We start from the raw sequence: 26,852 nt of genomic DNA on the forward strand, positions 1-26,852 counted from the left end.
AATAACCTCAATCAGTCGAACAAATTCGCTCTTTGGTAACCTGTAAGCTTCTACCACAATTTTATAGTAACATTTCTAAATGATCAAATTTCACCCGGTTCAGTCAAATGAATTCTCCAAAGCGTTGGTGAGCAAAAGCTGTATTGACTTGGTGGGAAAAATTTCATTGACAGAGATATGAATAGCGTTCATAATTATAAATTATGTTATTTATGGCAACCAAGAGTATTGGAGGTGGTGAGATGAGAGCCAGGCATGAGCGGGAACGGGAATCTCGGCGGGAAAGTATCATTAAAGCTACCGATCAGCTTCTTAACGAGAAGACATTTGAGTCAATTACTATGGATGACATAGCCATAAGATCTGATTTTGCCAAAGCATCCATTTATCAGTATTTCAAAAACAAGGAAGAGCTAATAATGGAGGTTTTTTCCAAGGTCCTGAAGACACAATGCCGTTTAATCGAAGAGAAATGTTTGTCGCAGACTGCTCCTGTTCAAGCGCTGAGGAACTATATAAAGCTTGAAATTGAATTTATTCGCCGATACCCATGGCGTCCGAAGGTCAGAGCAACTTTTCCCTTTAGAGATTATCCTGCAGATAGCCGTTTACTTGCTTTATATGCTCAGAAGAAAAAGCTCATTGCAGGGATCATTCAACGGGGCCAGACAGAAGGAACATTTATTATGTCCGACCCGGATGTTTTGACCAATATGATTCTCTCGGCAAGTGGAGGATATGCAAATTATTTTTCTACTCGTATATCCGCTGATTTACAGAGCCCGGAAATCGAAATGTTTATCTCAACCATAATTAAAGGGATTACCAAGGGGAGCAGTGACGAATGACGAATCCAATAACACCAGCTAATATTCCAATAGAGGAACCGAAGAAAAAACCGATATCCAAGGGAGTCCGTATTGGTATCTTGACCTTGGCCGTAATCGCGGTAGCTATTTTCGGCATTCGCTGGTACATTCAGCTAAAAACTACGGTCACCACTGATAATGCGAAAGTGTCTGCAGATTTGGTTAGTATCAGTGCCGAGGTTTCTGGTAAGCTTACCGATGTCTATGTACAAGAAGGAGATAAAGTGGAAGCAGGGCAGCTGTTGGCCAAGCTGGATGCTTCCCAATATCTTATTAGCGCTTCCCAGGCGGAAGCAGCATGGGAACTTAGCAAAATAGCCGTTACTAAGCTGCCGAACGATATTAAGTCTGCTCAGATGTCCGTTGCCAAGGCAGAAAGCGCCTTATCTGCCGCCATTGCTCAAGCCGGTATCAGTAAATTGGCCATGGAAGATTGCAAGCGCATATTGGATAATAACACGGCTTTATACCAGCAAGGAGCGGTTTCCAAGGAAACCTTGGAAAGCTGTGCAACTAAGTATGAAACAGCGGTGAAAACCTGGGAAGCTGCGAATGCTAATGTAAATGCCGCCCAAGATTCCGTCTCAGCTGCTCAAGCCCAGTTGGATACCTTGAATGGAACCGGTAGCGCCTCCTATGCAGCCCAGGAAAAGCAGGCCAAAGCGACTTATGATAATGCCCTGCTGACATTGGAGCGAACAACCGTTAAATCTCCCATCAGCGGAAGCGTGGTAAAAGTATCTGCATTAAATGGACAAAACGTCAGCTCGGGAACCTCCTTGTTTACTATCGTAAATCCCGAGCGGATCTGGGTTTTAGCCAACATTGAAGAAAAAAAGGTAGCCCGGATACATATTGGAGAGAAGGTCAACATTGTCGTCGACGCATACCCCAATATAGTTTTCGATGGTCAGGTTGAAGAGATCGGTGGAGCTACTCAGTCGAGTTTTTCCATCTTACCAACAGAGAACACAGCGGGTAACTATACGAAAGTAGCCCAGCGCCTGCCTGTGAAAATAAGTGTTGTTCAGCAAGATAATAAGTTAAAGCCGGGTATGTCCGCCGTAGTGACCATTAAAACTCAATAAGTGGGGATTTGATTTGAATACCGGTGAATTACAGGATAGGATTAACTGGTCTGCAACCTCAGTCATCATAATGGGAACCTTTTTACAAGGTCTTACCGGAAATATCGTTAACGTTGCGATATCAAAGCTTATGGCTGTCTTTGGTACGAATGCCAACGACATTCAATGGGTACTCACGGCTTACATGTTGACCCAGGGAATCGTAATAGCCCTGGCTGGGTATTTAGGGGACAAATTTGGATATAAAAAAACCTTTGTTGTTGCTCTAGCCCTGTTTACTTTGGGTTCATTCTTATGCGGCACATCGTTTAATTTTAATATGATGATTGTCAGCCGGGTGCTGCAGGGGATGGGAGCGGGGATCATCATGCCTTTAGGCATGGCGATTTGTTTTAGAATTAACCCTATATCCAGAATCGGCATGGTGCTGGGAGTATGGGGGATTGCCGGCATGGCGACTATGGCTATCGGGCCGTCTTTGGGGGGATATCTTATTGAGGCGGCCAGCTGGCGCACGCTTTTTTATATTAATGTACCCGTGGGTTTGTTAGCCATATTTATGGGAATCGCATTGCTGCCGGAAACGGAGAAAAACTCAACATCGACATTAGATACGGCAGGTATTGCCACCATCTGCGTTGGCTTGTTTTGTCTAATATTTGCCTTAAGCAAGGGCAATCAAATGGGTTGGGGAGATCCCGTGATTGTTGTAATGCTGTTTATTGGAATTGTTAACCTGCTGGTAATGGTAGTTCACGAACTGCGGTGTCCGGAACCCGTGCTCGACATGCGATTATTTAAAAATAAGCTTTTCACTTTGTCCACGATTATTTCTTCTTTCATTCAAGTGGCTTTGATAGTGACAGTTTATCTTTTTCCTCTTTTGATGCAAAGCGTACTCGGGCAGACCGCAATGCAAACCGGCCTGGTCTTGCTGCCGTCAGCTCTGGTTACAGCAATATTTATGCCCATCGGCGGCAGGCTTTTTGATAAATATGGGGCCCGGTACCTGATCCTTATCGGCGTGGTGATAATGACCGGTGCATCTTACGCTATGAAGGACTTTAATGCTTCTACATCTTTTAACACGATGATGTTTTGGTTAACGATCCGCGGAATAGGACTTGGGCTGGCGCTGGCGCCAGCCATTAATGTGGGGATGGTAGGCATCCCGAAAGAATCAACCGGTACCGCCTCTTCCCTGGGGAATGTCATTCGGAGTGTGGCAAGCACTTTTGGCATTGCTATCATAACGAATTTAATGCAAACGCGTAATACCTTTCACTATGCTAATTTGGCTCAGAATGTAGTTTTGGATAAGCCGGACGGTTTGAATATGGTTTCGGCCTTGCAGGGGATAGGGTTAAATGCCGGTCTTGGGGCACAAGGAGGACAGATTCTTAGTCTGTCCGTGCTATACAAGTATGTAGCCCAGCAATCGATGGTTATGGCTATTTCCGACTGTTTCATTATAGGTGCCGTGTTGTGTGGTATTGCATTTATAATAACTTTGTTTTTACATGACAGAAAGAACCCAGACCTACCACTGCGGAAATTTTAAAAATAAGTTTGCCGAGGGAACGGAATGAAGACCAAGGGGCTAAATGCAGCGCAATTATTTACACATTATAAGCTTGTATTTGCTAAGCAACCTCAAACAAGTTAAGAAAAGGGGGCATATTTTTGGGCAATAGCCTCCGCCACTTTGATCCCGTCCACCGCGGTGGACACAATACCCCCCGCATACCCCGCGCCTTCTCCCGCCGGGTACAGGCCTTTGATCCGTGTCTCGAAGTTTTCGTCCCTAATTATCCTGACCGGTGATGAACTCCTGGTTTCAACACCGGTCAGCACGGCGTCCGGCCGGGCGAAGCCGCGCATTTTCTTATCCAGCGCCGGGATCGCCTCGCGCAGCGTTTCGACCACGTAATCAGGCAGGCAGCCTTTTAACTCGGATAGCCGCACACCTTTTTTGTAAGAAGGTTTTACTGTTCCCAGCCCAATTGACGGCTTGTCCGCCAGGAAATCGCCCACTAGTTGCGCCGGAGCGCGGTAATCTCCGCCGCCAAGTATGAAAGCTTCCCTTTCCCATTTTCGCTGGAACTCCACGCCGGCCAGCGGGTGGTCACCGGGGAAATCACCGGGATTTACCCCGACCAGGAAAGCGCTATTGGCATTTTCAGCATTACGGGCGTATTCACTCATTCCATTGGTTACCACACAATCCTCTTCCGAAGCGGCCGCCACCACCACACCGCCCGGGCACATGCAAAAAGTGTACGCCGACCTGCCGTTTGCGGCGTGGTAAGCCAGCTTGTAATCCGCCGCTGCAAGATTTTTGTGCCCCGCGAATTCTTTATACTGCGCCTTGTTTATCAGTTCCTGCGGGTGTTCAATGCGGACCCCGATGGAAAAAGCCTTGGGGGTTAGTTCCACCCCCCTGGCAAGCAGCATTTCAAAAGTGTCCCTGGCGCTATGGCCAAGGGCCAATACCAGCACATCAGCGTCCAGCGCCTCGTTTCCGTTAATCACAATCCCCGATATTTTACCTTTTTCAACTGCCAGATCAGTTACTTTAGCGCTGAACCTGACTTCACCGCCCAGTTCCACAATTTGTTCGCGCAGGTTTTTCACCACCGCCCTCAGCTTGTCAGTGCCGATATGCGGTTTGGCAGAGTAAACAATTTCTTCCGGCGCGCCGGCATCTACCAGTATTTCCAGCACTTTGCGGCATCTTGAATCCCTGATTAGCGTTGTCAGTTTCCCGTCGGAAAAAGTTCCCGCGCCGCCTTCCCCGAACTGCACGTTGCATTCCGGGTCCAGTTCCCCGGTTTCCCAAAACCTTTTTACCGCCGTCACCCTGCTGTCAACATCGCCGCCCCGCTCCAGCAAGAGCGGCCGGTAGCCCATCCTGCCCAGAATCAAACCGGCAAACAGCCCGGCGGGGCCGGTACCGGCAATTACGGGCCGGTATGCTAATTTGTTTTGGCCGGTTTTCACATATTCGTACGCCAGGCGGGGAGCGACAGATATATCGCGGTTATTTCTCAGCTTTTTCAGGACAAGGTCTTCATTAGCCAGTTTTACGTCAATGGTATAAACAAAATAAATCTTGCCGGCTTTTCTGGCATCCACAGACCGCCTGCATATTTTATAGTCAAGCAGTTCTTGACCGCTAATCCCGAGTTTCTTCAACAGGGCTTGCCTTAATTTTGATTTGTCTTCGTCAACCAGCATTTTTAGCCCCGCAACCCTGATCACTATTTAGATACCCCCTTCAAGACCGGCGATAAAATATTATTATAAAAACTTACCAGTATCATACAATAAAGTTTCTCTTTTTGACATACTGACTATACACAATAATAATGAAAAAAATTCCGCTTCAGGGCGTTAACCCGAGGCGGCATGTCGTAAAAAGGGAATACACCTCTTAATTTATTTACTGGAAACCAATAAACAAGAGGTATTTACATAAAATACCATGCGATATACATAAATCTAAATCAACAATTTAACTTACCTTCGTCTCAATCCGCAATTTGTCGGCTACCATGGCAATAAATTCCGAATTCGTAGGTTTGCCGCGCTCAAGGTTAATCGTGTATCCAAAAAACTTGGTCATCATCTCCACATTCCCCCGGTCCCAGGCTAACTCTATGGCATGCCTGATTGCCCGCTCAACTCTGCTGGGTGTTGTTTGATACTTCATGGCAATCATTGGATAAAGCTCTTTTGTGACGGCGCCAAGTAAGTTTACCTCACTAATAACCATTAAAATAGCATCTCTCAGATAATGATAACCTTTTATATGCGCCGGCACGCCCATTTCATGAATTATATTGGTAACAGCCACATCAAGATTTTTCGGTTTTACCGGCGTTATATATTGGGTCATGTTAATTCCTTCAGCCAATTGACGAATCCTCGTCGCCAAAACATTAAAATCAAAAGGCTTTAAAATATAATAGTCCGCTCCTAGCTCAACAGCTTTTTGGGTCACACTTTCCTGACCAAAAGCAGTCAACATAATTACTTTTGGTTTATTGACGGTGCTGTCCGATACAAGTTTTTCCAGTACCCCGATACCGTCAAGGTGCGGCATGATGATATCCAGTACTATGATGTCCGGGTTGTTTTCCTTAATCATTTGCAGCGCTTCCAAGCCATTATAGGCTATACCTATAAGATTCAAGTCTTCCTGCTGGTTGATAAATTCTTTTAACAATTCGCAGAAATCTCTATTATCATCTGCGATCATTAATCTTATTGATTTTCCCGTCATTAAATTTGCCCGCCTCCCAATTTCTATATTTTGTAATTTGTTTTATTATCAAAAGAGTTCGACGGCAAAAAAAAAATTCCTTCATATGGTTTTAAAAATATGGCAGAACTTGGTACGAAAAATCAACAAGATTCTATATATTAACTTGCCATTTTGTTATTTTTTTCTATTGGCAATATTCCCGCTTCCCGCAGCATCCACTCCATCGGAACCCCATAACCTCTCGTCGGATCATTTACAAAAACGTGGGTTACCGCGCCAATAAGCCTGTCGTCTTGAATAATCGGACTTCCACTCATTCCTTGAATAATTCCCCCGGTTTCTTCAAGAAGGCGTGAATCCGTGACTTTTATTATTATTCCCTTACCATCCTGCACGGCTTTTAGGTTAATTTTCAAGATCTCAACGGAAAACCTTTCGACCTTTTCGTCCTTCAATACAGTAAGGATTTCCGCTGGTCCCTCGTGAATTTGATTCGCCGGTGTTGCGGTCATAAGCATGTTACTGCCATAACTTTCAAGAGGTTTTTGCAGGTTGCCAAATATACCAAGTTTTGTGTTTTTTGAAATGGTGCCGTTAATTTGCAGGTCGTCCTGGAATACCCCAATCTTTTCCCCCGGCTGGCCGCGTTTTCCCCGGTGAATTGACTGAACACTTGCCCCAACTATTTTTCCCTCTGATAAATTGAACGGTTCCATTGATTCCAGATCGTTAATAACATGGCCCAACGCGCCATAAATCCCGCTTACCGGTTCATAAAACGTAAGTGTTCCCAAGCCTGCCGCACTGTCTTTAATCAGAAGACCGATCCGGTAACGTGAGGTTTCCGAACAGTAAACCGGACTTATTTTTGCATAAAAAATATCTTCTCCGCGTTTTACCTCCAGGTCCAAAGCTTGTCCGGAGGCTCCGGCGCGGGCTACCAGATCCCGCACTTGTTCTTCACCTTTCAAATCCTCGCCGTTTATCTTTAAGATCACATCTCCAATGCTGATTCCGGCGCTGACAGCAGGGTTGACCTTATTGCCGGACTGGTCCTGAATTGCTGAGTGACCTACCACCATCACACCCCGGGAATGGAGCAAAACCCCAATCGACTGGCCGCCCGGCACAACTTGAACCTGGGAAACAGCGTTAACAGACGCTTCTTGATCATCGTATATCCTTTGATGTAACCACGCTGTGGTATTATGATAATAAATGGGAACGGGGAAATTTAATCTCAGTGATTCATTAACTGCAACATAGCATCCGGATGAAAATAAAAAACTATAAAAAATTAGTGTTCCGGACAAAAACAAGAAAATACCGTCAAATAAACCCCGTTTTTTCCCCTTCAAGCATCACCCCTCCAATTTTAGTGTCGCCCCACCTCCATAATTATCGCGATATCATTAAATATTTTAAATAATATCGTGTATTCTTAAAATAACCTTAATAGATCGCTTTTATTCCGCCTAAATGTGCCTCAACTTGCCAATACGGCATTTATATTGACTCCAAAATTGCTTTGTAACTTATTGTTTATTTTCCTCATATAGCCGAAACATTCATTTTTAACGCTAATTTAATAATTTAGTATTAATAAATAAATATTATAGAAATTATCCAATATGTTAAACCGGCAAAAACCATCGTAATCGGCAGCGTGATCATCCATGTAAGCACGATTTTTTCAGCCGTATCCCACTTTACCGCGGAAACACGCTTAGCTGAACCCACCCCCATAATCGCAGATGATATTACGTGTGTGGTACTAACCGGCAGCTTCAAAAATGTAGCGATAATGATTATCAATGCCGAACTAAAGTCAGACGCAAAACCGCTTGAAGGTTCCAACTTGAAAATCTGAGTGCCGACGGTTTTAATAATTTTCCAGCCGCCAACCGAAGTTCCGAGCGCCATTGCTAAAGCACACGAACTTTTTACCCAAAACGGCACATCAAGGTTCTCCTGCAGACCTCCGGCCACCAAAGCGAAAGTGATAATACCCATTGATTTTTGCGCATCGTTGGTGCCGTGGCTGAATGCCTGCCAGGCGGCAGTAAACACCTGCAGGAAGCGGAAACGGCGGTTCAACTTGACCGGATAGGCGTTTTTAAAAATAATCTTGATTAAGTTCATTACTATAAAACCAACCGAAAAAGCAATCAGGGGCGAGATAATTAACGCCTCAATAATAGTGAAAAATCCTTTATAATTTACCGCTTGATACCCGCCGGCGACGATAACGGCTCCAGTTAGAGAGCCGATTAGAGCATGTGAAGAACTGCTCGGTATGCCGTAATACCAGGTGATTAAATTCCAGGCAATGGCCGAGAGCAAAGCAGCGGCGACAATATACATGCCGTGGTCCAGCTGCAGCGGATCGGCTATCTTGCCGCCGATGGTTTTGGCCACCCCGGTAAAAAGCATCGCCCCCAGCAAGTTCATGGCGGCGGACAGCAAAATAGCAATCCTGGGAGGAAGCGCTTTGGTGGAAATTGACGTGGCAATCGAATTGGCCGTGTCATGAAAACCGTTAATAAAGTCAAAAGAAAGCGCCAGGACCACGACCAGACCAATGAGGATTGCTGTTGAGTCCAACATTAATCCCCCCTTTAAGAACTTCGCATCATAATACCTTCAAGAATATTAGCCACGTCCTCGCAGGAATCTGATACAGCTTCCATCATGCCGTAAATATCTTTCCGTTTGATTAATTCAATCGCGTCCGTACAAGTGGAAAAAAGTGTTTTCAAGCCGTCCCGGAGCAGGTCGTCCGCCACATTTTCCAGTTCGTTGATCTTACGGGTATGATTGGCCATATCGGTGAGCCTTTTTTCCACCAGGTGGTTTATCGCGTAAACAATTTCCTGGATACACATTTCAATATTTTTCGCAAAAAGCATCATATAGTCGTCCGCTTCAATGATATTATAAAGCTCCAGGCGGGAAGCGCACGCTTCCAGGCAATCCAGCACATCATCCAGCTTCAAGGTAAGCCCCAGGATATCTTCCCGTTCAAAGGGAGTGATGAAGGTCCTGTTTAATGCCAAAATAATCTCGTGTGTATAATGGTCGCCCATGTCCTCAACTGTTTTGAGCTGCAGGGCAAACTCTTCCGCATCACTCAGCTTGGTTATCTCTTCCCGGAAAACCTGCATCGCAAGCTGAAGATTTTTCGCTATCATCACCAAGTTATCAAAAAAAACATCGTTTTTCTTTTTTTGAAACATAACCAGACTCCCCCCGGAAAGAAAATGTTTCTTCCTCTGGTATATTATCATAACTTAACACAAAATCAACGTTAAGTTAACCAAAATTAAAAAAAGAAACAGCAAACCAACGATAAAACTACATGTTTTACCGTGGATTTAAGGGGTATTTATGAAAAAGGATGCCCGTATGGGGCATCCTTTTTTACTTCCGGCCGTTGTTCCCTGCCATGGTTTGTTCGGCCCGTTCGATCGCAAGTCTGACCAGATTACCGCAGTTTTTCGAAGAAACATTACCGAAGTAGCCGCCATCCCTGCGCACCACGCCGCCTACACCCAACTCGTCGGCTAATTCATACTTAAGCCTTTCGGACATTACTCCTCCACGCCTTCTGCTCATTAGCCCAACCTCCTTTTTTTACGGAACAACAACCTTTAATATTATTTGATTATGCTTGATCATTTATAATGCAACAAAGCGGCTAAATAATGTCAAAGAACAACCGGAAAATTCTTTTCCAGCCACTCAAAAAACACTTCCCATACTTTCAGGTGGCGCCCGGTAAATTGGTGGTCGGCTTCCGGGATAATCTGCATTCTTTTCGGTTCGCCGGCAGCGTTATAAATTGACCGGGCGTTCTCTACCGGGACTACCTGATCATCGCCCCCGTGGATAACCAGCAGCGGACTGGGTGCAATCAGAGCGGCCCGGCTGAATACATCATAACGGTCCAAATCGGTGATAAAACTCTTTTTAATCCGTAACGCATTATCTTCCTCCGACAATCTGATCATATCGATATCCTCGCCAATCGCCTGGACACGCAAACGAGTAAATATTTCTCTTAACGTGCCCGGCGCCGACCAGGTGCAAACACCCGCCACAGCGCCGCCGGCCCTGCCCAGACAAATAACCGCCGTACCGCCGAAGCTCCGGCCTACCGTGATCACCCTGCTGAAGCCCAGCTCCCGGCAATAGTCCACTGAACACTTTGCGTCCCCAATATGCCGGGTAAGTGTGACATCGGCAAAATCACCCTCACTGTCCCCGCAGCCGCTAAAGTCAAAAAGCAGAGTGGCATAGCCGCGCAGCCCCAATTTTTCCGCCATGGCGACCGCCCGTCCGCCGCCTTCCTTGCTGCCGGTAAAGCCGTGGCAAACAACCACCACTGTCCCGGCAAACTGATTAGCATAAAGAATTCCGGACAGGTTAAGACCAATTTTATTGGAGTATTTAACTTTGTTCCAGACAAACTGATGCTCCAAACTTACCGCCTCGTTTCAAGTTTTGATTCTTGTTTGACATCCCCTTGCATTTAAATATTATCACATTATGAAAAGGTTGGCGCAAGAATTCCTTTCTCCCTATCTTTATAAAAACAAGCTGTGCTATTGAAAATAGTATGCAGGCCATGTCTAGGCGACAGGCTTTAAACCAATTTAAGGATCAGCGCCTGCTTTCCTTTGACGCTCATTTCCAACCTGCCGGAAGGGGAGTATTCAACCGGTCCGGATTCATCCATGAGATTCACCATGATCCGGCGGTCAGCCAAATTTTTCTTGATCCGGCCCGGCACATTCGGGTTTGCGGCAATGTTCACATTAACAGACTTACCGGCATTGCTGTTGTTCAAACCCACTATGATGGTATTGCCGCGAAATTCCCTCATATAAACATAGATATCAAAACTGGAGTAAAGAGTGAAGAGATAGCCGTATTGGAGGGCTTCGTTTTCCCGGCGAATCTTAATTAATTTTCGCAGGTTGCGGTAAATGAAACTTTCCACATAATAGCCGGGGAATGGTTCCAATGTGGACGGATCGATTTTTTCCCACGGCATATCCAGGCGCAGGCAAGCGTCCCCGCCCGCCTGCCGGTCACCCTCCAGGCCAATTTCCGTTCCGTAATATATCTGAGGTATGCCTCTGGTTGTCAACAAAAATGATAACACATAAACAACCAGCTTCGCCGCCTCGCGCCTGTCTCCGTTCGCATAATGCACCGCCCAGCTCATTACTCTTTTCTCCAAATCATGGTTATCCACAAGAGTGACCAGGCGGTTGGCATTATTATATTTCCAGTCGGTATCCAGCACCCCGGCCGTTTCAGGAGCGGCGGCGACGCGCGGCCCGGCTATGGCACCCATACCCTTGCGGTGTTCCGGAGGCTTATTATCCTCATTCCGGATCATTATATCAATAATATTGCCACATAAAGGAAAATCAAAAAGAGAGTCAAAATCATATTCTCTTTGATACTGCGCCACGGAATCCGCGTCAAAATCCAGCACCTCGCCCAGGAAAAAAATATTCCGGTATTTCCCCCGCACATACGCCTTGAAATAGTACCAGAAAGCCTGGTCAATATGTCCGGCTGAATCCAACCGGATGGCGTCTATTCCCGTGTCTTCGATCCAATCGATAATGTTATTTACAAAGTAATCCCTGACCTCAGCCTGTCCGTGGTCAAAAGCCGGCAGACCGAACGGCATGCCGGCCTGCTGATTTTTAAACCAGCGCGCGGGCAGGCGGTGAGGGTAACCACGGTACTTTTCATTATGGTATCCGGTATGGCTGACAATCACATCAAGGATAATTTTAATGCCGCTGTCATGCAATTGCTCAACCAGGATTTTTAACTTATCCCTGCCGTTATCCGCCGCTTCGGGAATAAGATGAGTGTCTATCCGTTCAAAGTCAAGCGCCCAGTAGCCATGGTAGCCTTCAGCCATCCCCGCCGCGCCGGGGATGCCGCCGATACCCAGATAGACCGGAGTGATCCACAAGGCTGTAACACCGAGATGCTTCAAGTAGGGGATCTTTTTTACGATGCCGGCGAAATTCCCTCCGTGGTATTGCTCCGGGCCGGCCGCCGGGCCTGCTGAGCTGTCGTTAAAAGCATCGCTGCCGTGGAACCGGTCGATCAGAATGAAGTAAATAATATCAGCCTGGGATATTCCTTCCGTCCGGTTTATGATGAAACCCTCCTTAATCAGGGAGACTACAAAGCCGCTTTCCTTATGCATCAAAGAATCGCGGCTTTGGGTACAACAATAGTTCATTATGACCGTTGACTAAATTCTTCCCAGCACTGCCCTGAGCACGTCATCAAAAGGCATTTTACCGATTTCATCCAACATCTTATCCAATTTAGTCTTGCGCCTCAGCGAGCCGTCCAGGAGGATTTCAATCGCTTGATTCCTATCCACCAAAACCGAACGAACTTCCCGCACCCCTCGCAGCAGGCCGGCGATTACTAAAACTTTTTGTGGCGTAATATTAGGTATATTTAAGATATTTGCATCCTTGCCATTATTATTTCCGCAGCTTTTAGTTTTATTTGACGATGCGTTTTGGATGGGGAAAACAGCATTCTGACCCAACTGAGCCCTGACCTGCTCCAACAACGCGTTTAACTCGCTGGATGAAAACATGGGAGAACCCCTTTAACACCCTTCAGGGAACTATGGAATAATAATCGGCGCTCCGGGTATTCTTGACGGTCCCGCGAGCCCGGTGGCGAAAAGGATGACTAAAGCCACTACGACAGTCAATAATAGATCATGCCGGATCTCTTCTAAAAATGGCAATGTGACCACACCTTTACTGGCATATACATATATATAATTATATTAAATCAACCGTTAGTAGGTGTTTTAATAGATGATTTGAATTAAAACAGTTCCGGCTAGTATTTATTATTCCACTCCTGCGATTTGTACTTTAATGTCACCAGTTCTAAAGCGAGTCTCGTCTCCTCAGCGGTTAGCCGCCCTGTCTCCAACTCGACCCCCAGTGCGCTCTTAAAGCCCTCGCGCAAGGCGGCGCTGATTTCTGCCCAAGGGATTTCTCTCTCCGTCACCGCCCGCATGCAGGTGGCTTTAGCCAGAAAAGCTTGTTTCATTCTGTCAGCCGCCTGCCGCCCGGAGAACTTTAAAACGAGAAAAAGCTTATCCGCATCCAGTTCCCATGGCAAGGAACCATGCTGGAGGATTACCCCCTGCCGTCTCACCTGGGCGCTGCCGGCAATTTTTTTGCCGTTTACCGTCAGTTCGTAACTGGAAAGGGTATTAAAGCAAGCCGCCGGGGACAATTCCCCGCTCCTGGAACGGTTGCGGGGAGCTATTGCCGCGCATATGCCCAGGCGCTTCAAACCGGCCAGCAATCCCCCGGAGATAACCTTGTAAGACTCCGTTACAGTAGCCGGCATTAACGGGTGGCTTTCGGAAACCACCACGCTGTACGTCAACTCCCGGTCATGCAGGACCGCTCTCCCGCCGGTCAGTCTTCGAACCACCTGAATGCCCAGTTCCCGGCACAAACCGGCATTCACTTCCTTCTCCAGACGCTGGAAATAGCCCAGGGAAATGGCGGGCGGCCGCCACCGGTAGAAACGAAGGGTCGGGGGCACCTTCCCCCGACCGTGGCAGGTCAAGATAGCTTCGTCAATGGCCATGTTGGTTGCGGCATCGTTAAACCCGGTTTCAATAAATCTCCATTTCATAACATCACCATTTATGGTTTCCATCTTAAAACAGGCTTGCGGGCTGCTTTCACCGCGTCCAGCCGCCCGACCACAGTAGTATGCGGGGCCAGCCTGACTTTTTCCGGCTCCTCATCAACTTCCCCGGCAATCTGGATCATGGCTTCAATAAACCTCTCCAGGGTTTCCAGATTTTCTGTTTCCGTCGGCTCAATCATTAACGCCTCTTTAACGATTAAAGGGAAGTAGACAGTGGGCGGGTGGTAACCGTAATCCAGCAGTCTTTTGGCAATGTCCTCGGTATTCACTCCCTTTTCCTTTTGCCGGCCGCCCGATAACACAAACTCATGCTTGCAAACCTGATCATAGGGGAGATCATAATAATCCTTGAGCCTCTTCATCAAAAAGTTGGCGTTCAGCACGGCATCCTCCGCCGCCTGCCGCAAGCCTTCCGGCCCCATGGTCAGGATATAGGCATAGGCTTTAACCACCACTCCAAAATTCCCGTAAAAAGACCTGACCTTCCCGATCGACAGAGGGCGGTTGTATTCCAGATAATAACTGCCGTCCCCCTTTATTTCCACTAAAGGTTTGGGCAGAAATGGCGCCAGATGCTCCTTTACCCCCACCGGACCGGAGCCGGGGCCGCCCCCGCCGTGGGGCGCGGCAAAGCTCTTATGCAGGTTGAGGTGAACAACGTCAAAGCCCATGTCGCCCGGGGTCGAGATGCCCAGTATGGCGTTGGCGTTGGCTCCGTCGTTATATAGCAGACCGCCCGCGCTGTGGACGATTTCAGCTATTTCAGCGATGTCGGATTCAAAAAGGCCAAGGGTATTGGGGTTGGTCAGCATGATCCCGGCGACCTGGCCATCAACCGCTTTTTTCAGTTCATCCAAATCCAGGCGGCCATTCTTGCCGGATTTAATTTCAACGAGCTTCAGACCGGCCATCTGAGCCGAGGCGGGATTGGTGCCGTGGGAGGAATCAGGAACGATGATCTTTTTCCGGTGACCCTCGCCGCGGTTTTCGTGGTAAGCTTTCATCATCATCAGGCCGGTCAGCTCACCATGGGCGCCGGCCGCGGGCTGCAGGGACACCCGGGCCATCCCGGTGAGTTCGGAGAGGCAACGGTCCATATGGTAAAGCAATTCCAGGCAGCCCTGAACAGTATCCTCGCTCTGATAAGGGTGAACCCGCGTGAAACCGTTCAGCCGCGCTATATCCTCATTGACCTTCGGATTATATTTCATCGTACAGGAACCAAGCGGGTAAAAACCAGTGTCAACCCCGAAGTTGCGCCGGGACAGCCGGGTAAAATGACGCGCCGCCTCCCCTTCGCTGACCTCCGGCAGGCCGGGTGACTCCCGGCGCAGGTACTCCGCGGGAATCAAGCTTTCTATGGCCTCTTCGGGAACATCTATGGCAGGCAGGGAGATACCGGTCCGGCCCGGAACGCTCTGTTCAAAGATTAGTTCCATCACAATCCTCACTCCATTAATAATAAGTTTCTCTGACAGCTTTACTATTAAATTTTAGTATACATCGTTACTTTATCCAAGTATTCAGAATTCAGGAACCAGAATTCAGAATATTTCGGGGCAATAAACCATTCTTTTATCCTGACTCCTGAGCACAGTGTAGCGCCACCTGCAAGGTAAATCCAAGCACTGTACCTCCATGTTTTATTTCATTAAGTTGCCACACTATATTTAACCAGCCGGTCTATCTCGTCCCTGGTCCTGTTTTCAGTCACGGCAATCAATAGCGCGTTTTTTAACTCAGGATAATCCCTGGCTAAAGGATAACCCCCGATGATCTTGTTTTCCATCAGGCGGGCATTCACGACAGCAGCGTCCTCTTGACCGGTTACGGCGAACTCTTTAAAAAACGGGGCGGTGAAGGTTGAAGCAAACTTGCCGGTCTCCAGCAAACTGCGGTAAGTATAATGCGCTTTTTGCAAACATAGCTCGGCGACTTGCCGGAGTCCTTTTTTACCCAGTACGGTCAGATATACAGCGGCGGCCAGAGCGCACAGGGCTTGGTTGGAACAAATATTGGAGGTGGCCTTTTCCCGCCTGATGTGCTGCTCCCTGGCCTGCAAAGTCAGGATAAATCCCCGGTTGCCCTCGCTGTCGGCAGTTTGGCCGACGATTCGGCCGGGCAGCCGGCGCATCAGCTTTTCGGTAGTGGCCATAAAGCCGAAATACGGCCCCCCGAAGCTCAAAGGATTGCCCAGCGGCTGGCCTTCCCCCACCACGATGTCCGCCCCGCTCTCACCGGGCGGCTTCAGCAAGCCAAGCGCGATCGGGTCGGCGCTGACAATTAACAGAGCCTTATGCCGGTGTGCCAGTTCGGCGAACTTGGCCAGTTCTTCCAGGGCCCCGAAAAAGTTCGGGTTTTGCACTACAATTGCGCTTGTTTGGTTATTAATCAGTTCTTCAGCCTCCCCTGCACCGGTAAGGCCGTTTTGATAACCCAACTCTTTAACGTTGACGCTGCTAAAGTGGGAATAGGTTTTGACCACTTGCCGGGCTTCAGGATGAACCGCCCGGGAAAGCAATACTTCCCCGCGCCGGGTGGCCTGGCAGGCCATGGCCACCGCCTCGGCCAGGGCGCTGGCGCCGTCATACACGGAAGCGTTGGATACCTCCATCCCGGTCAGTTCGCAAATCATGGTCTGGTACTCAAAAAAAGCCTGCAAGGTTCCCTGGCTCACTTCAGGCTGATACGGGGTGTAAGCGGTATAAAATTCCTGGCGCAGAAGGATGTGGTTGATTATGCTGGGAACATAATGGTCGTACGCTCCCGCCCCGAGAAAACAGGGATTATCATCAAGGTTTTTATTCTTGCCCGCCAGGGCTTTCATATGACGCGCCATTTCCATTTCCGAAAGAGGGCCGGGCAAGTTTAAGCGGCCTTTGCAGCGCATCACCGACGGTATGTCGACAAACAATTCCTCTATCGCTTCAACGCCAACAGCTTGCAGCATTCGCCGGCGGTCTTCGCTGGTAATGGGAAGATACGGGTACACCGATCATTCCTCCTCGCAAAACTTGTTATAATCCTCCGCGGAAAGCAGGGTGGCCAGCTCACCGGGATCAGACATCAGCACTACCACGAACCAACTCCCGTAAGGGTCGCTGTTAACCAGTTCCGGCGACGCGAAAAGGCGCTCGTTAACTTTTATTATTTTGCCGCTTACCGGGGCATAGACATCAGAAGCGGCCTTGACTGACTCAACCACCGCGAATGCCTCGCCCGCGCCGACTTCGTCCCCGACCTCGGGCAATTCAACAAAAACGATATCCCCCAGAGCTTGCTGAGCGTGGTCGGTAATGCCGATTGACGCCTCGTCTCCTTCCGCCCTGACCCATTCATGCTCACTGGAGTATTTCAGATCAGCCGGGATGTTCATGCTTTTATCCCCCTTATTTTTTCTTGTAATGTTTTTTATAAAATGGGATCGGGACGATTACCGCCCTTAGCTTTTTGCCCCTGATCACCACGTCGATTTTATCGCCTTGTCCGGCGCGGTCCGCTTCAAGAAGAGCTAATCCAACATTTTTTTTCAAGGTCGGCGAGTAACCGCCAGAGGTCACAAAACCAACCTCCCTGCCTGCGGATTCCACCGGATAGTTTGCCCTGGGCACGCCCCGCTCTTCCATTTCAAAACCGGCCAGCTTCCTGGCCGCCCCCTTGGACGAGCAGGCGGCGAGAGCGGCACGCCCGATGAAATCTGGTTTATCAAATCTGACAAACCTGCCTAACCCTGCTTCAATAGGCGTAATATCCGCAGACAACTCATGCCCGTAGAGAGGCAGGCAGGCTTCCAGGCGCAGGGAATCCCTGGCGCCCAAACCGGCCGGAACAACACCGCAGGGCTTGCCCGCTTCCAGTATGGCGTCCCATAAAGCCGGCGCGCTGTCGGGACCCGTGTATATTTCAAAACCGTCTTCACCGGTATAGCCGGTTCGGGAAACCATACACTTTGCTCCGGCGATTTCCACATCACACAACATGCGGAAAAATCTTAAATTATTAAGATCAGTCTCAGTCAAAGCCTGCAAAATCTTTTCAGACCTGGGACCCTGCAGGGCTATTTGAGCAAAGTCCTCTGAAACATTCGATATTTTTACTCCTTCAATATTATTTTGCACCAGCCAGTTATAATCCTTGTCAGTATTAGCGGCGTTAAGCACAAGAAAGAAATCCCCGGGACCAAACCGGTACACCAGAATGTCATCCACCACACCGCCGTCCGGATAGCACATCAAGCTATAAATGGCCTGGCCGTCCACCAGTACCCCGATGTCTCCGGTAGCTATTCTTTGGAGAAAATCAAAAGCTCCTTTTCCCCTGACCGTAACTTTGCCCATGTGGGACACATCAAAAAGGCCGGCGCGGGAACGCACCGCTTCGTGCTCCGCCAAAATGCTGTTATACTGCACCGGCAACGCCCACCCGGCGAACTCGACCATCTTACCGCCGCTGCGGCGGTGAACATCAAACAAAGGTGTTTTATGTAAAATATCCATTTTTCCCCCCTTAATTCTCCGGCTTACCTAATTACAATGGATGAACAAATATCTTTTTTTAATGCAAACCTTTAAGGGAAAATATTCCTTACAGTATGATACGGTATACAATATTAACAGTTATTATAAAAAAGGGCCACTTTAATTGTTCAGACTCCAGTCAGATAGTTTTTTCTATTTTTTCCCAAGACAACTCAAACTCCTTCAATAACTGTTCAGTATAAAGTATAAAACGTATCTCATCATAATAATCTTCCTCATTTATAAAATCACGCATTGTGCGCAGGGCAATTCCCGCCGCCCGGCGAATTGGAAAGCGATATGCCCCCGTGCTGATCGAGGGGAAGGAAACAGAGCGGATTCCGTGTTCTTTAGCCAGGGTCAAGCTGTTCAGATAGGCGTCCCGGAGAAGCCCATCTTCGTTACTATTTCCACCGAACCAGACCGGGCCGACGGTATGGATCACGTAACGGGCCTTGAGATTCCCGCCGCCAGTGAGCACTGCCCGGCCTGTGGGGCAGCCTCCCTGCAAGGCGCGTATTTTTTTACATTCCTCAAGAATTGCCGGACCCCCGGCACGGTGGATGGCGCCATCCACTCCCCCGCCACCCAGCAGGCCGGAATTTGCCGCGTTTACTATTGCCTCGGTATCCTGGACGGTAATATCCCCTTTAATGATTTTCAAAAGAGTTTTGCCGATATGGGTTTCCACCTGTTACCTCCTGTTAATATTCAGGTATTCAGAATTAAGCAGTCAGCATTAAACCGTTACCATTTTCAACCGTCTGAAAGGTAAAGCGAAGCTTCCTGGAAGTCTGGCTCCCGGCTCCCTATATCATTGCTATGCCTAATAGGAGCTCACGTTTTATTAGAATACCCGAAGGAGCCGAGCTTACCGGACATCAACCGGTATTCATTCAGACAATAACTATACGGGCCGATTTTATCCAGATCCGGACGTCCTTTTTCATCCAACACGTCCTCATTGTAGTGCACAGCCAGCACATCAGCGATAAACACGTCGTGACTGCCCAGAGCTACCACCTGTCTGACTTTGCATTCCAGGTTAACCGGGCATTCCGCGATCAGAGGCGCTTTTACGTGGGCGGCAGGTACCGGCGTTAAACCTGTTTCCTTGAATTTATCCACCTTGCTGCCGGATACCTTCCCGCAATAATCCACCAGCTTGGCCTGAGCGGCGGCGGGAAGGTTGATCACGTATTCGCCGGACTCTTTAATCAGCCCGTAAGAATGCCTGCCTTGGGGACGGACGCTTACGTACACCGCCGGCGGTTCAGAATTCATCACACCTGTCCAGGCGATAGTGATGATATTCGGCTTGCCGTTTTCCCCAACAGATGTTACAAGCACGACCGGAATTGGCAAAAGAACCGTCGCAGGCCCTTTTGTTATCTTTCTAATGGTAATGGCAACCATCCTCTTTCATTTATATAATTAATACTGATAAAAATAGTAATATACTAATAATATCTCAATTATATACCTTTAACAACCAATTTGACACTGTGCAAAACAAACTTCCCGAGTGTCAGACTAATTTCCAGCCCGCTTTTGATATTTCGCTTTCAGACCTCGGCGTATAAACGCAGCTCATGTTCTCGAACACAAGTGTGGTAAAATACCACTTTTCACGCCGTCACGCAGCCGGATTAGACCAAAACCGTCCAGACCTTCGTTAAACGTTTCAAGGATATGCTCGTGGCAGGTAAATAATAAGACTTGCCGCTCACGGCTAAATTCCCCCAGCACCTTCACCGCGCCCCTGAGCCTTTCCCGGTCAAAGTCCACCAGGATATCATCCAGGATAACCGGCAAGCCCACACTGCCGTATTGGCGGGCCAGAGCGAGACGTATAGAGAGATAAAGCTGCGACGCCGCACCCCGGCTGAGTCCGGCCACCGCCACCCTGCCGCCGTCCGGCGTTTCCACCTCCAGGATGTCAGCCCGGCCGACAGGAGCGATTACCATGGCATACGCCCCGCCGGTCATCGGCCCGATATACCCGGAAGCCCTCTGTAAAACTGCCGGCTGCCGCTCACGCTCATGGCGTTCTTTAGCCATTTTCAACAAGTGCAGGCAGAGGGCGCGCGCCTGCCACTCCCGGGCTTTGCCCTGCAAGGCCGCAATTAACATTTCTTTTTCCTGCAGCCGGACGGCAAGCTCTTCTCCGTTCTCCAGCAAATTGATCTGATTGTCCAACCTGCCGATTTGCTCTCCGGTTTCTCTTACTCTATCTTCCAATTCCCCAATCAAAAACGCTATCTGCTCAAGTTCCCGCTCATTATCCGTTCCTTCAGTTTGCTCTAATTCTCGTTCAAGCTGAGCCCTTTCTCCATACAAACCGGCTATAATCTTTAAATCCCGCTCAAAAGTTTGAATTTCTCCCGCCAGTCGTTTACCTTCACTATAGTAATACGCCCTGCGGCGGAAATCTTCCGGCTCAACGGCGCCGCCCGCAGCCAGCAAAGCTTCAATCTCTTCATACAAAATGTTCAAAGCGTTCTCCTGACGCATTTTCTGTTCGCGCCGTTTAACCAGCTCCGCCTGCAGCCGCCCCCTTTCATCAGCCTGTTTGACGGTCTCCGACAACAATTCCTCCAGCCTGATCGTCCAGCCACAGGCTGTTTCCATCGTAACTGCATCGTATCCGGTATTGGCAAGCAAGTTGTTCAGCCTTGCTAAAAATGCTTCGCTCTGCTGCCGTGTTTCTCTTTCCCTGGCGAGAGATTTTTGCCAGGCATTGTGACTTTTTACGGCTTCTTCACAAGCGTCAAAATACGCCAAAGCGCCGGAGGGAGTAAGGCTTCGCGGCAAGCCGCGCTCTTTCAGCCAGTCAAGCCACTCTGCGCCAAGACTGGCCAGAGCCCTGTCCGCTTGTTCAAGTTCCTTGTTAACGCCGGACAGCCTCTGCAATTCTGCGTCTAAAGTGTTCTTTGCCTGTGCCGCAACGCGCCTGAGGTCCTCCGCCCGCGCCAGGGCTAATTTTTCTTCCTCCAGCGCCCGCCGGGCGGCGATGATTTCTTCTTCCACTGCCACCGGCCTGCCCACCGCGGTTACGGCCGCTGCTTTCAACTCCTCAGCCAGTTCGCTTTCCCTGCGTGCAAGCTGTTCTATTTCCTCAGCCGCACCGGCAACGCACTGCTTGATATTCAAAAGGATTTCCTCCAGCCTGGCGCGGCGCGCTTCCATTATTGCCGCCGCGCGGCGCCCGGCCAGCATTACCGTCGCCCAAAGCGCGACACCCGCGGCCAGGGTCAGGAAACCTGAAATCATCCCGCCGTAAAAGGCGGCGGCAATAAACACCGCGAGAACCGCCGGCAAGACAAAATGCAGCCAGGGAGGCAAAAGCCGGGGCGATAGAATAGCAAGCTCACTTTCCGTATTCCTTTTCTGCTGCTCCAGTTCCACGAGACGGAAGCGCGACGACTCAAGGCCGGCTCTGATTTGTAAGAGCCGCCGCATTCCGTTTTCAAGAACATCCAGCGCCTGCTCACGGTCGGCCGGCGGCCGGTCCACGGGCGGAAGCGGGATTTTATGCGCGGCCAGTTCAGCCGCAGCGTTTCTGAATATCCATTCTTTCTCCCCGGCGCTGATTTTTAAGCGGACGACCTCCCTCCCGGCGGTTTCCCGCCGGTTTTCCCCTGCGCTAAACTTTAGTTTATAACCTTCAACTGTTTCCCTGGCGGGCAGGGAAGTATCTATCGATGCCAGCTTCGTCTGATCATATCCGTTGCCCAGCTTGCTTATTTGCTTATTGTATTCTTCCCCGGCGTGTTTAACCTCGGCAGCCTGTTCCGGCAGCAGCCGCAGCCTTTCCAGCTGAAGACCGCGCTCATTTCCCAGCGCCTTAATTTCCGCGGAACGTTCAAGCAATTGCTCATTAACAACCGTATTGTCCACACGCCTTTGCAAATCGTCTGCCAGCTGGTGTGTGTCAGCCCGGGCAAGAACAAGGTCCCGTGCTTTGTCCTCGAGAGCCTGCAGCCTTTCCACACCGGACTCCGGGAAGGAGGGCACGTGCAGCAGTTCGCCAAGCTGCTGCCGGGCTTCTTTCAAGCGCAACCAGCTTTCCCTCGCCCTGACTGCCGCTTCCAAACGCCGCTTGCGCAGTTCCGCGTCCCTTTTTGCCGACTCTAATTTTTCCCTGTCCGCCCTTAGAGACATTGCCTCCCGCCTCAGCCGCCCGTACTGTTCCGGTTCCTTCTGCAGCAGGCGGACAGCCGCTTCGGCATTTTCTAATTCCTTGATCAATTTATTGATGGCTGGCTTTGTCCCGGCAGGCTTGAACAAGTCGTTCAATTCCTCCCGCAAGCGGCTTGTCCCGGCCGTGAGCCGGCCCGCCCGCAATCCGGTGCCGGCGCCGTACACATGAGCGCTCACCTCTCCGGCCCCCAGCTCTTCCAAACGGCGCATCTCTTCCACATCAAAGCCAAACACGTTGCGAAACACCAGCGGGGTAATACCCCGGAGGACCCTGTCCGCCAGGAACGCCTCATCCCCCGCCGCACCGCCCGGCAGTGTCACGGCAACCTTCCCTCGTCTGCCGCGCATCCTCCGCTCGACCCTGTAATACTCCCCGTTTTCGTCCGCGAAAACTAGAAAACCGCCCAGGCTGCCGCCCCGTAACGGCTCCCAAACGCGCCCGCCCTTAACCTTGAATCCAAAAAGCATCGCCCGGATAAATTCCATCAAGGTCGACTTGCCGGCTTCATTCATCCCGTATATTATCGTGATGTTCTTATCCAATTCTTCCCGCCGCAAGTGCAAATCCCGCAGGATGCCAAACCCGTCCACCATCACTTCAGCCAGGCGCACTATTCTTCACCGTCCCAAAGCAAATCCACCGCCAAATCTCCGGCTGATTCAAGCAATTCCCCCAATTCATCGTCATCCGGCTCAGTCAGGTATCGTCCGGCCCGGGGATGTTCAATTAAAGCAGACAAAGTCTTGCGCAACTCCGTTTTCAAATCCCGGTCAACCCGCGCTTCCTTAATCAGGCTCAGGAAATCGCCCAGTAACGTATCAGTGCCGGACAGTTCATTTTTGTCCACTTCCGCGCTGGTGGCGACCCGCACCGAATCAAGCCACAAAAAGTCTTCTTCTTCCGCGGGCAACCGGTTTCTCAACTCCTGAACCAAGTTTTCAGCATATGAAACCCGGACCAGATTTCTGTGCAAAAATCCCCGCCCGTTTAACAATACGCGCGCTACGATTGGTTTTCCGCCCGCAGCGGTTCTGAAACGGAGCAGCCTGTCCTCTATAGTTTCCAACAAAGTAAGGTCATCGGCAATTCCTTCGATAGACACCGCTACTGACTCCCATCTGACCGGTGCCGTAGGAAAAAATTCAACCGATATATTATTATTTTCCGTCACATGAACCAGCAAGCAGCCCTTTTCCCCGGTTTCCCGCGGGTGCCTGCCCTGCGGACAGCCGGGGTAAGCCACGCAAGGACCGGCCGGGTTGAGCACCGCCCGGTTGTGGACGTGGCCCAGCGCCCAGTAGTCGAAACCTTTTTGCATAAGGTCGTCCAACCCGCATGGCGCGTAATTTTCGTGCCCTTTAATACCGCCGACATTGCAGTGCAGGAGAGCGACGGCAAAGGGTACCCCGGCGCCGCGCGCAAAGCGGCCGGCATAATTCTCAACCACGGCCCGCCCGGGATAACTGATGCCGGATACGCCGGCAATCTCCCGCCCGCCCCGGAGTACCGGTCTTGATTCCACCTCCCTGTCGGAAAAAACATGAACAGTCTCAGGCAGCTTAATTTCCGCCCGCCACCCGGCACAATGGTCATGGTTGCCGTGGACGACAAAGGCCGGTATGCCGGCGTCAGCCAGCCGGACCAGACCGTCCCTGAACCTGAGTTGAGCACGCAGGCTTTTATCGGCAACGTCGTAAATATCTCCCGCCAAAAGCAAAAAATCAATCTTTTTATTAATACACAAATCCACAATGTTATTAAAAGCTTCAAAGGAACTGTTTCGCAACCGGCGCAAAACATTTTCCGGTATCTCTCCGCCGCCGGCCACAGTGCGTTCCAGGCCTTTAAACTGGCTGTCCAGATGCAGGTCGGCGGCATGAACAAAAGTTAAGCTACCACTCCCCAAAGCATAGCCCCCCATTCGCCTGCTCACCTGAGACTAAGATAAGTCAGCGCCGCAACAATCATTATCAGCACTCCAATCCCTATAAAAAAATTTCTTTTATCCCTTTTAGCCTGCATTCGCTGCTTCATCAGCATTTCCTTCTCCGGAGACACGTATTTATTAACTGTTTTTAACCTGCGGCGTTTTCCCGGAGTAAACTCATATACTTTACACCGGCCTTGTTTTTGTATCAATTCCACCACCCCTGAATGACCTGGATTGCCAAAGCCGGACTTACTTTATTTTATCAAGTCCGGCTTTCAATTAAAACCAATAAACTTGCTCCTGACCCTTGTTTAAACCTTAAACTGCCTGGTAACCTCTTCCAATTTATGCACCAGCCCAGCCAGATCCTGAGCGGTATTCGACACTTCGTCCATTGCCGTCGTTTGCCTTTCGGTCGTGCCCACAACTTGACCGATCCCCGTGGACATCTGCACGGCAGCTTCCGAAATCTCCTGAAAACGGGCATGCAATTCGTAGACGATATCATAAATGCGGGTGAACTCTGTGCCGGCTTCCTGTACGGTCAATGCTCCTTCACGCACCTTATGCTCGCTGTCAGCCATCATCTGAACGGCGTTTTCCGCTTTATTCCGGATCATACGGGTGATTTCGTTAATTTCGTGGGCGGCTTCCGAAGACTGTTCGGCCAGCTTTCTCACCTCTTCGGCCACAACCGAAAAACCCTGGCCGTGCTCCCCCGCGCGCGCCGCCTCGATGGCCGCGTTTAAAGCCAGAAGGTTTGTCTGGCCGGAAATTTGGGTGATTAGCTCGGCAATCTGGGTGATTTTTTCAGTGTTCTTGGCTAAATCCTTGATTGTATCGGCGGTAAGCGCCGTGAATTCGCTAATCGTACTCATCTGGGAAATAGCAAAATCTATTTTATCTTTGCCGCTTTTCGCGTAATTGTTCGCTTTTTCGGACGCTTCAGTTACCGAACGGGTGTTGTCCGACACCTGTTCCACCGTTGTTACCATTTGGCTGATTGAAGCCGCCGTTTCGCTGGCGCCGGCGGATGTCTCCTCCGCTTGGGCAACCAACTGCTCCGTTGAATTGGCTATTACTCCGCTGCCCGTGACAGTGTGCCTGATTAGTTCTTTTAGACTGTTGACCATATAGCCAAACGATTGCGCCATCTTGCCAAGTTCATCATTAGATTTGTAATCGATCTCTTTGGTAAGGTCACCTTCAGAGATTTTTTCGGTAAACTCAATAAACCGGGCAAGAGGCTTGGCAAAAATGTGTTGCAGCGTGAAATAACAAATCGCCATACTGAATAATAGTCCGGCTATCCCCGCAAAAAGAATGCTGAAGGCAAACTTTTCGACCGTTTGGTCGTAAAGACTGTTTGGCACACCAACGTAAAAAATGCCGATTATTTTTCCCTGCTCGTCTTTGAGCGGCTCATAGGCGGTTTGGTTCCATGTTCCTACCACCTGTGCTTTGCCTATATAAGTATTACCATCCTTCAGCACTGCCTGGGCTACTTCTTCGGCAACGCGGGTGCCGATCGCCCGCTCTCCCTCAGGCGTTTTTACATTTGTGGCCACTCTTTGATCACCCTGAAAGATGGTCACGGTATCACTGGTATAGCTGCCGATCAGATCAACAATTTCGTAATTCTCATTCATTTTCGTCTCGCCTTTATAGATCTGCCCATCCCTGATCGACCAAGGTCCGGGATACCGCTGATCGAGTAAGGCGCTGCCCATATTCAGATCAGACTTTAATTTTAACTGGGCGGACTCAATCAGGCGTTTGTTCATTGATTCAACAGAATACACGCCAATAATTGTTACCAGCAGCACCAATACGAATGAAACCAATAGAACCAGTTTAAGACGAATGGTCATACTTACTCAATTCCTCCCCTTTTTTATATCTTTATCTTTATAAATCACCCCGTTGGAACTATTAGACACCTCCTCGCGAGAAACACCACCATTAGGATTGAATTCCTTGTCTATTTAGCCTCTTAGCCATTAATTCGACATAATGTTATAAACTTCTACAATATAAAAAAATATCCTCTCGCATGAGGAAAAAATTTCTTACAAAGCATTTCCTGCCATAATTTGCATACTATATGCACCCATGGTTATTTAAACTATTTATCTTACTAAACTCATCATTCCAGCCGCACGGATTGATATTTTGAATAAAGATTTTTTTTCCTACCTTGATTAATTAATCTTCCTCCTGCGTATAATAAATCTAAAAAA

General features: G+C 49.2%; 24 protein-coding genes. 3 read left to right on the forward strand and 21 right to left on the reverse strand.

Going from position 1 to position 26,852, the window contains the following annotated elements:
• The first annotated feature begins 242 nt into the window (after positions 1–242).
• Genes L9W92_RS03690 through L9W92_RS03700 form a run of 3 tightly spaced genes read left to right on the forward strand, consistent with a single transcriptional unit; the run spans position 243 to position 3,518 of the window.
• On the forward strand, positions 243–848 hold the full coding sequence (locus L9W92_RS03690) for a TetR/AcrR family transcriptional regulator (protein ID WP_240082400.1): 606 nt from the start codon (positions 243–245) through the stop codon (positions 846–848).
• Positions 845–1,957 carry an HlyD family secretion protein gene (locus L9W92_RS03695; RefSeq protein WP_240082401.1) on the forward strand — a complete coding sequence of 371 codons (1,113 nt, stop codon included), beginning with the start codon at positions 845–847 and terminating at the stop codon, positions 1,955–1,957. The genes L9W92_RS03690 and L9W92_RS03695 overlap by 4 nt, the downstream gene beginning before the upstream one ends.
• Positions 1,958–1,970: 13 nt before the next feature.
• Positions 1,971–3,518: a DHA2 family efflux MFS transporter permease subunit gene (locus tag L9W92_RS03700; protein ID WP_240082402.1), complete on the forward strand. Its 1,548-nt coding sequence runs from the start codon at positions 1,971–1,973 to the stop codon at positions 3,516–3,518.
• Between the two features lie 101 nt (positions 3,519–3,619).
• On the opposite strand, the gene L9W92_RS03705 is transcribed toward L9W92_RS03700, so the two are convergent.
• The 21 genes from L9W92_RS03705 to L9W92_RS03800 all read right to left on the reverse strand — a co-directional run bounded on the left by L9W92_RS03705 (position 3,620) and on the right by L9W92_RS03800 (position 26,483).
• On the reverse strand, positions 3,620–5,218 hold the full coding sequence (locus tag L9W92_RS03705) for an NAD(P)/FAD-dependent oxidoreductase (protein WP_240082403.1): 1,599 nt from the start codon (positions 5,216–5,218) through the stop codon (positions 3,620–3,622).
• Between the two features lie 253 nt (positions 5,219–5,471).
• Positions 5,472–6,242: a sporulation transcription factor Spo0A gene (gene spo0A, locus L9W92_RS03710; protein ID WP_240082404.1), complete on the reverse strand. Its 771-nt coding sequence runs from the start codon at positions 6,240–6,242 to the stop codon at positions 5,472–5,474.
• A 140-nt stretch (positions 6,243–6,382) separates the two neighbouring features.
• Positions 6,383–7,582: a SpoIVB peptidase gene (spoIVB, locus tag L9W92_RS03715; protein WP_240082405.1), complete on the reverse strand. Its 1,200-nt coding sequence runs from the start codon at positions 7,580–7,582 to the stop codon at positions 6,383–6,385.
• Positions 7,583–7,823: 241 nt separating this feature from the next.
• A complete protein-coding gene (locus tag L9W92_RS03720; RefSeq protein ID WP_376741778.1) occupies positions 7,824–8,831 on the reverse strand; it encodes an inorganic phosphate transporter in 1,008 nt (335 codons plus the stop codon).
• An 11-nt stretch (positions 8,832–8,842) separates the two neighbouring features.
• Positions 8,843–9,460: a DUF47 domain-containing protein gene (locus L9W92_RS03725; protein WP_240082406.1), complete on the reverse strand. Its 618-nt coding sequence runs from the start codon at positions 9,458–9,460 to the stop codon at positions 8,843–8,845.
• A gap of 184 nt (positions 9,461–9,644) precedes the next feature.
• Positions 9,645–9,839: a small, acid-soluble spore protein, alpha/beta type gene (locus L9W92_RS03730; protein ID WP_240082407.1), complete on the reverse strand. Its 195-nt coding sequence runs from the start codon at positions 9,837–9,839 to the stop codon at positions 9,645–9,647.
• Between the two features lie 92 nt (positions 9,840–9,931).
• A complete protein-coding gene (locus L9W92_RS03735) occupies positions 9,932–10,705 on the reverse strand; it encodes an alpha/beta hydrolase (protein ID WP_240082408.1) in 774 nt (257 codons plus the stop codon).
• A 164-nt stretch (positions 10,706–10,869) separates the two neighbouring features.
• Positions 10,870–12,465 carry an alpha-amylase family glycosyl hydrolase gene (locus L9W92_RS03740; protein WP_240082409.1) on the reverse strand — a complete coding sequence of 532 codons (1,596 nt, stop codon included), beginning with the start codon at positions 12,463–12,465 and terminating at the stop codon, positions 10,870–10,872.
• 48 nt (positions 12,466–12,513) lie between these two features.
• Positions 12,514–12,873 (reverse strand): hypothetical protein, encoded by a 360-nt coding sequence (locus tag L9W92_RS03745; RefSeq protein WP_240082410.1) that lies wholly within the window; start codon positions 12,871–12,873, stop codon positions 12,514–12,516.
• A 30-nt stretch (positions 12,874–12,903) separates the two neighbouring features.
• Entirely contained in the window at positions 12,904–13,029 is a 126-nt protein-coding gene (locus L9W92_RS18785; protein WP_282442286.1) for a hypothetical protein, read from the reverse strand.
• Positions 13,030–13,127: 98 nt separating this feature from the next.
• Entirely contained in the window at positions 13,128–13,967 is an 840-nt protein-coding gene (gene lipM / locus L9W92_RS03750; RefSeq protein WP_240082411.1) for an octanoyltransferase LipM, read from the reverse strand.
• Complete coding sequence (gene gcvPB, locus L9W92_RS03755) at positions 13,955–15,412, reverse strand: aminomethyl-transferring glycine dehydrogenase subunit GcvPB (protein ID WP_312038060.1); 1,458 nt, start codon at positions 15,410–15,412, stop codon at positions 13,955–13,957. Before gcvPB ends, lipM begins: the two co-directional genes overlap by 13 nt.
• Before the next feature lie 200 nt (positions 15,413–15,612).
• Positions 15,613–16,953, reverse strand: coding sequence for an aminomethyl-transferring glycine dehydrogenase subunit GcvPA (gcvPA, locus tag L9W92_RS03760; protein ID WP_286724344.1), 1,341 nt, complete (start codon positions 16,951–16,953; stop codon positions 15,613–15,615).
• Positions 16,954–16,956: 3 nt separating this feature from the next.
• Positions 16,957–17,337: a glycine cleavage system protein GcvH gene (gcvH, locus tag L9W92_RS03765; protein ID WP_240082412.1), complete on the reverse strand. Its 381-nt coding sequence runs from the start codon at positions 17,335–17,337 to the stop codon at positions 16,957–16,959.
• Positions 17,338–17,350: 13 nt separating this feature from the next.
• The gene (gene gcvT, locus L9W92_RS03770) at positions 17,351–18,457 is read right to left on the reverse strand and encodes a glycine cleavage system aminomethyltransferase GcvT (protein ID WP_240082413.1); all 1,107 of its coding nucleotides are present in this window, start codon (positions 18,455–18,457) and stop codon (positions 17,351–17,353) included.
• 160 nt (positions 18,458–18,617) lie between these two features.
• Complete coding sequence (locus L9W92_RS03775) at positions 18,618–19,169, reverse strand: O-acetyl-ADP-ribose deacetylase (RefSeq protein WP_240082414.1); 552 nt, start codon at positions 19,167–19,169, stop codon at positions 18,618–18,620.
• A 146-nt stretch (positions 19,170–19,315) separates the two neighbouring features.
• Complete coding sequence (locus tag L9W92_RS03780; RefSeq protein ID WP_248285839.1) at positions 19,316–19,894, reverse strand: flavin reductase family protein; 579 nt, start codon at positions 19,892–19,894, stop codon at positions 19,316–19,318.
• A 174-nt stretch (positions 19,895–20,068) separates the two neighbouring features.
• The gene (locus L9W92_RS03785) at positions 20,069–23,293 is read right to left on the reverse strand and encodes an AAA family ATPase (protein ID WP_240082416.1); all 3,225 of its coding nucleotides are present in this window, start codon (positions 23,291–23,293) and stop codon (positions 20,069–20,071) included.
• Positions 23,293–24,588: a metallophosphoesterase family protein gene (locus L9W92_RS03790; protein WP_240082417.1), complete on the reverse strand. Its 1,296-nt coding sequence runs from the start codon at positions 24,586–24,588 to the stop codon at positions 23,293–23,295. The genes L9W92_RS03785 and L9W92_RS03790 overlap by 1 nt, the downstream gene beginning before the upstream one ends.
• Positions 24,589–24,611: 23 nt before the next feature.
• The gene (locus L9W92_RS03795) at positions 24,612–24,827 is read right to left on the reverse strand and encodes a hypothetical protein (protein WP_240082418.1); all 216 of its coding nucleotides are present in this window, start codon (positions 24,825–24,827) and stop codon (positions 24,612–24,614) included.
• A 96-nt stretch (positions 24,828–24,923) separates the two neighbouring features.
• A complete protein-coding gene (locus tag L9W92_RS03800; protein ID WP_240082419.1) occupies positions 24,924–26,483 on the reverse strand; it encodes a methyl-accepting chemotaxis protein in 1,560 nt (519 codons plus the stop codon).
• Positions 26,484–26,852: the final 369 nt, after the last annotated feature.

Source organism: Pelotomaculum terephthalicicum JT (assembly GCF_022410535.1).
Lineage (GTDB): Bacteria > Bacillota > Desulfotomaculia > Desulfotomaculales > Pelotomaculaceae > Pelotomaculum_D > Pelotomaculum_D terephthalicicum.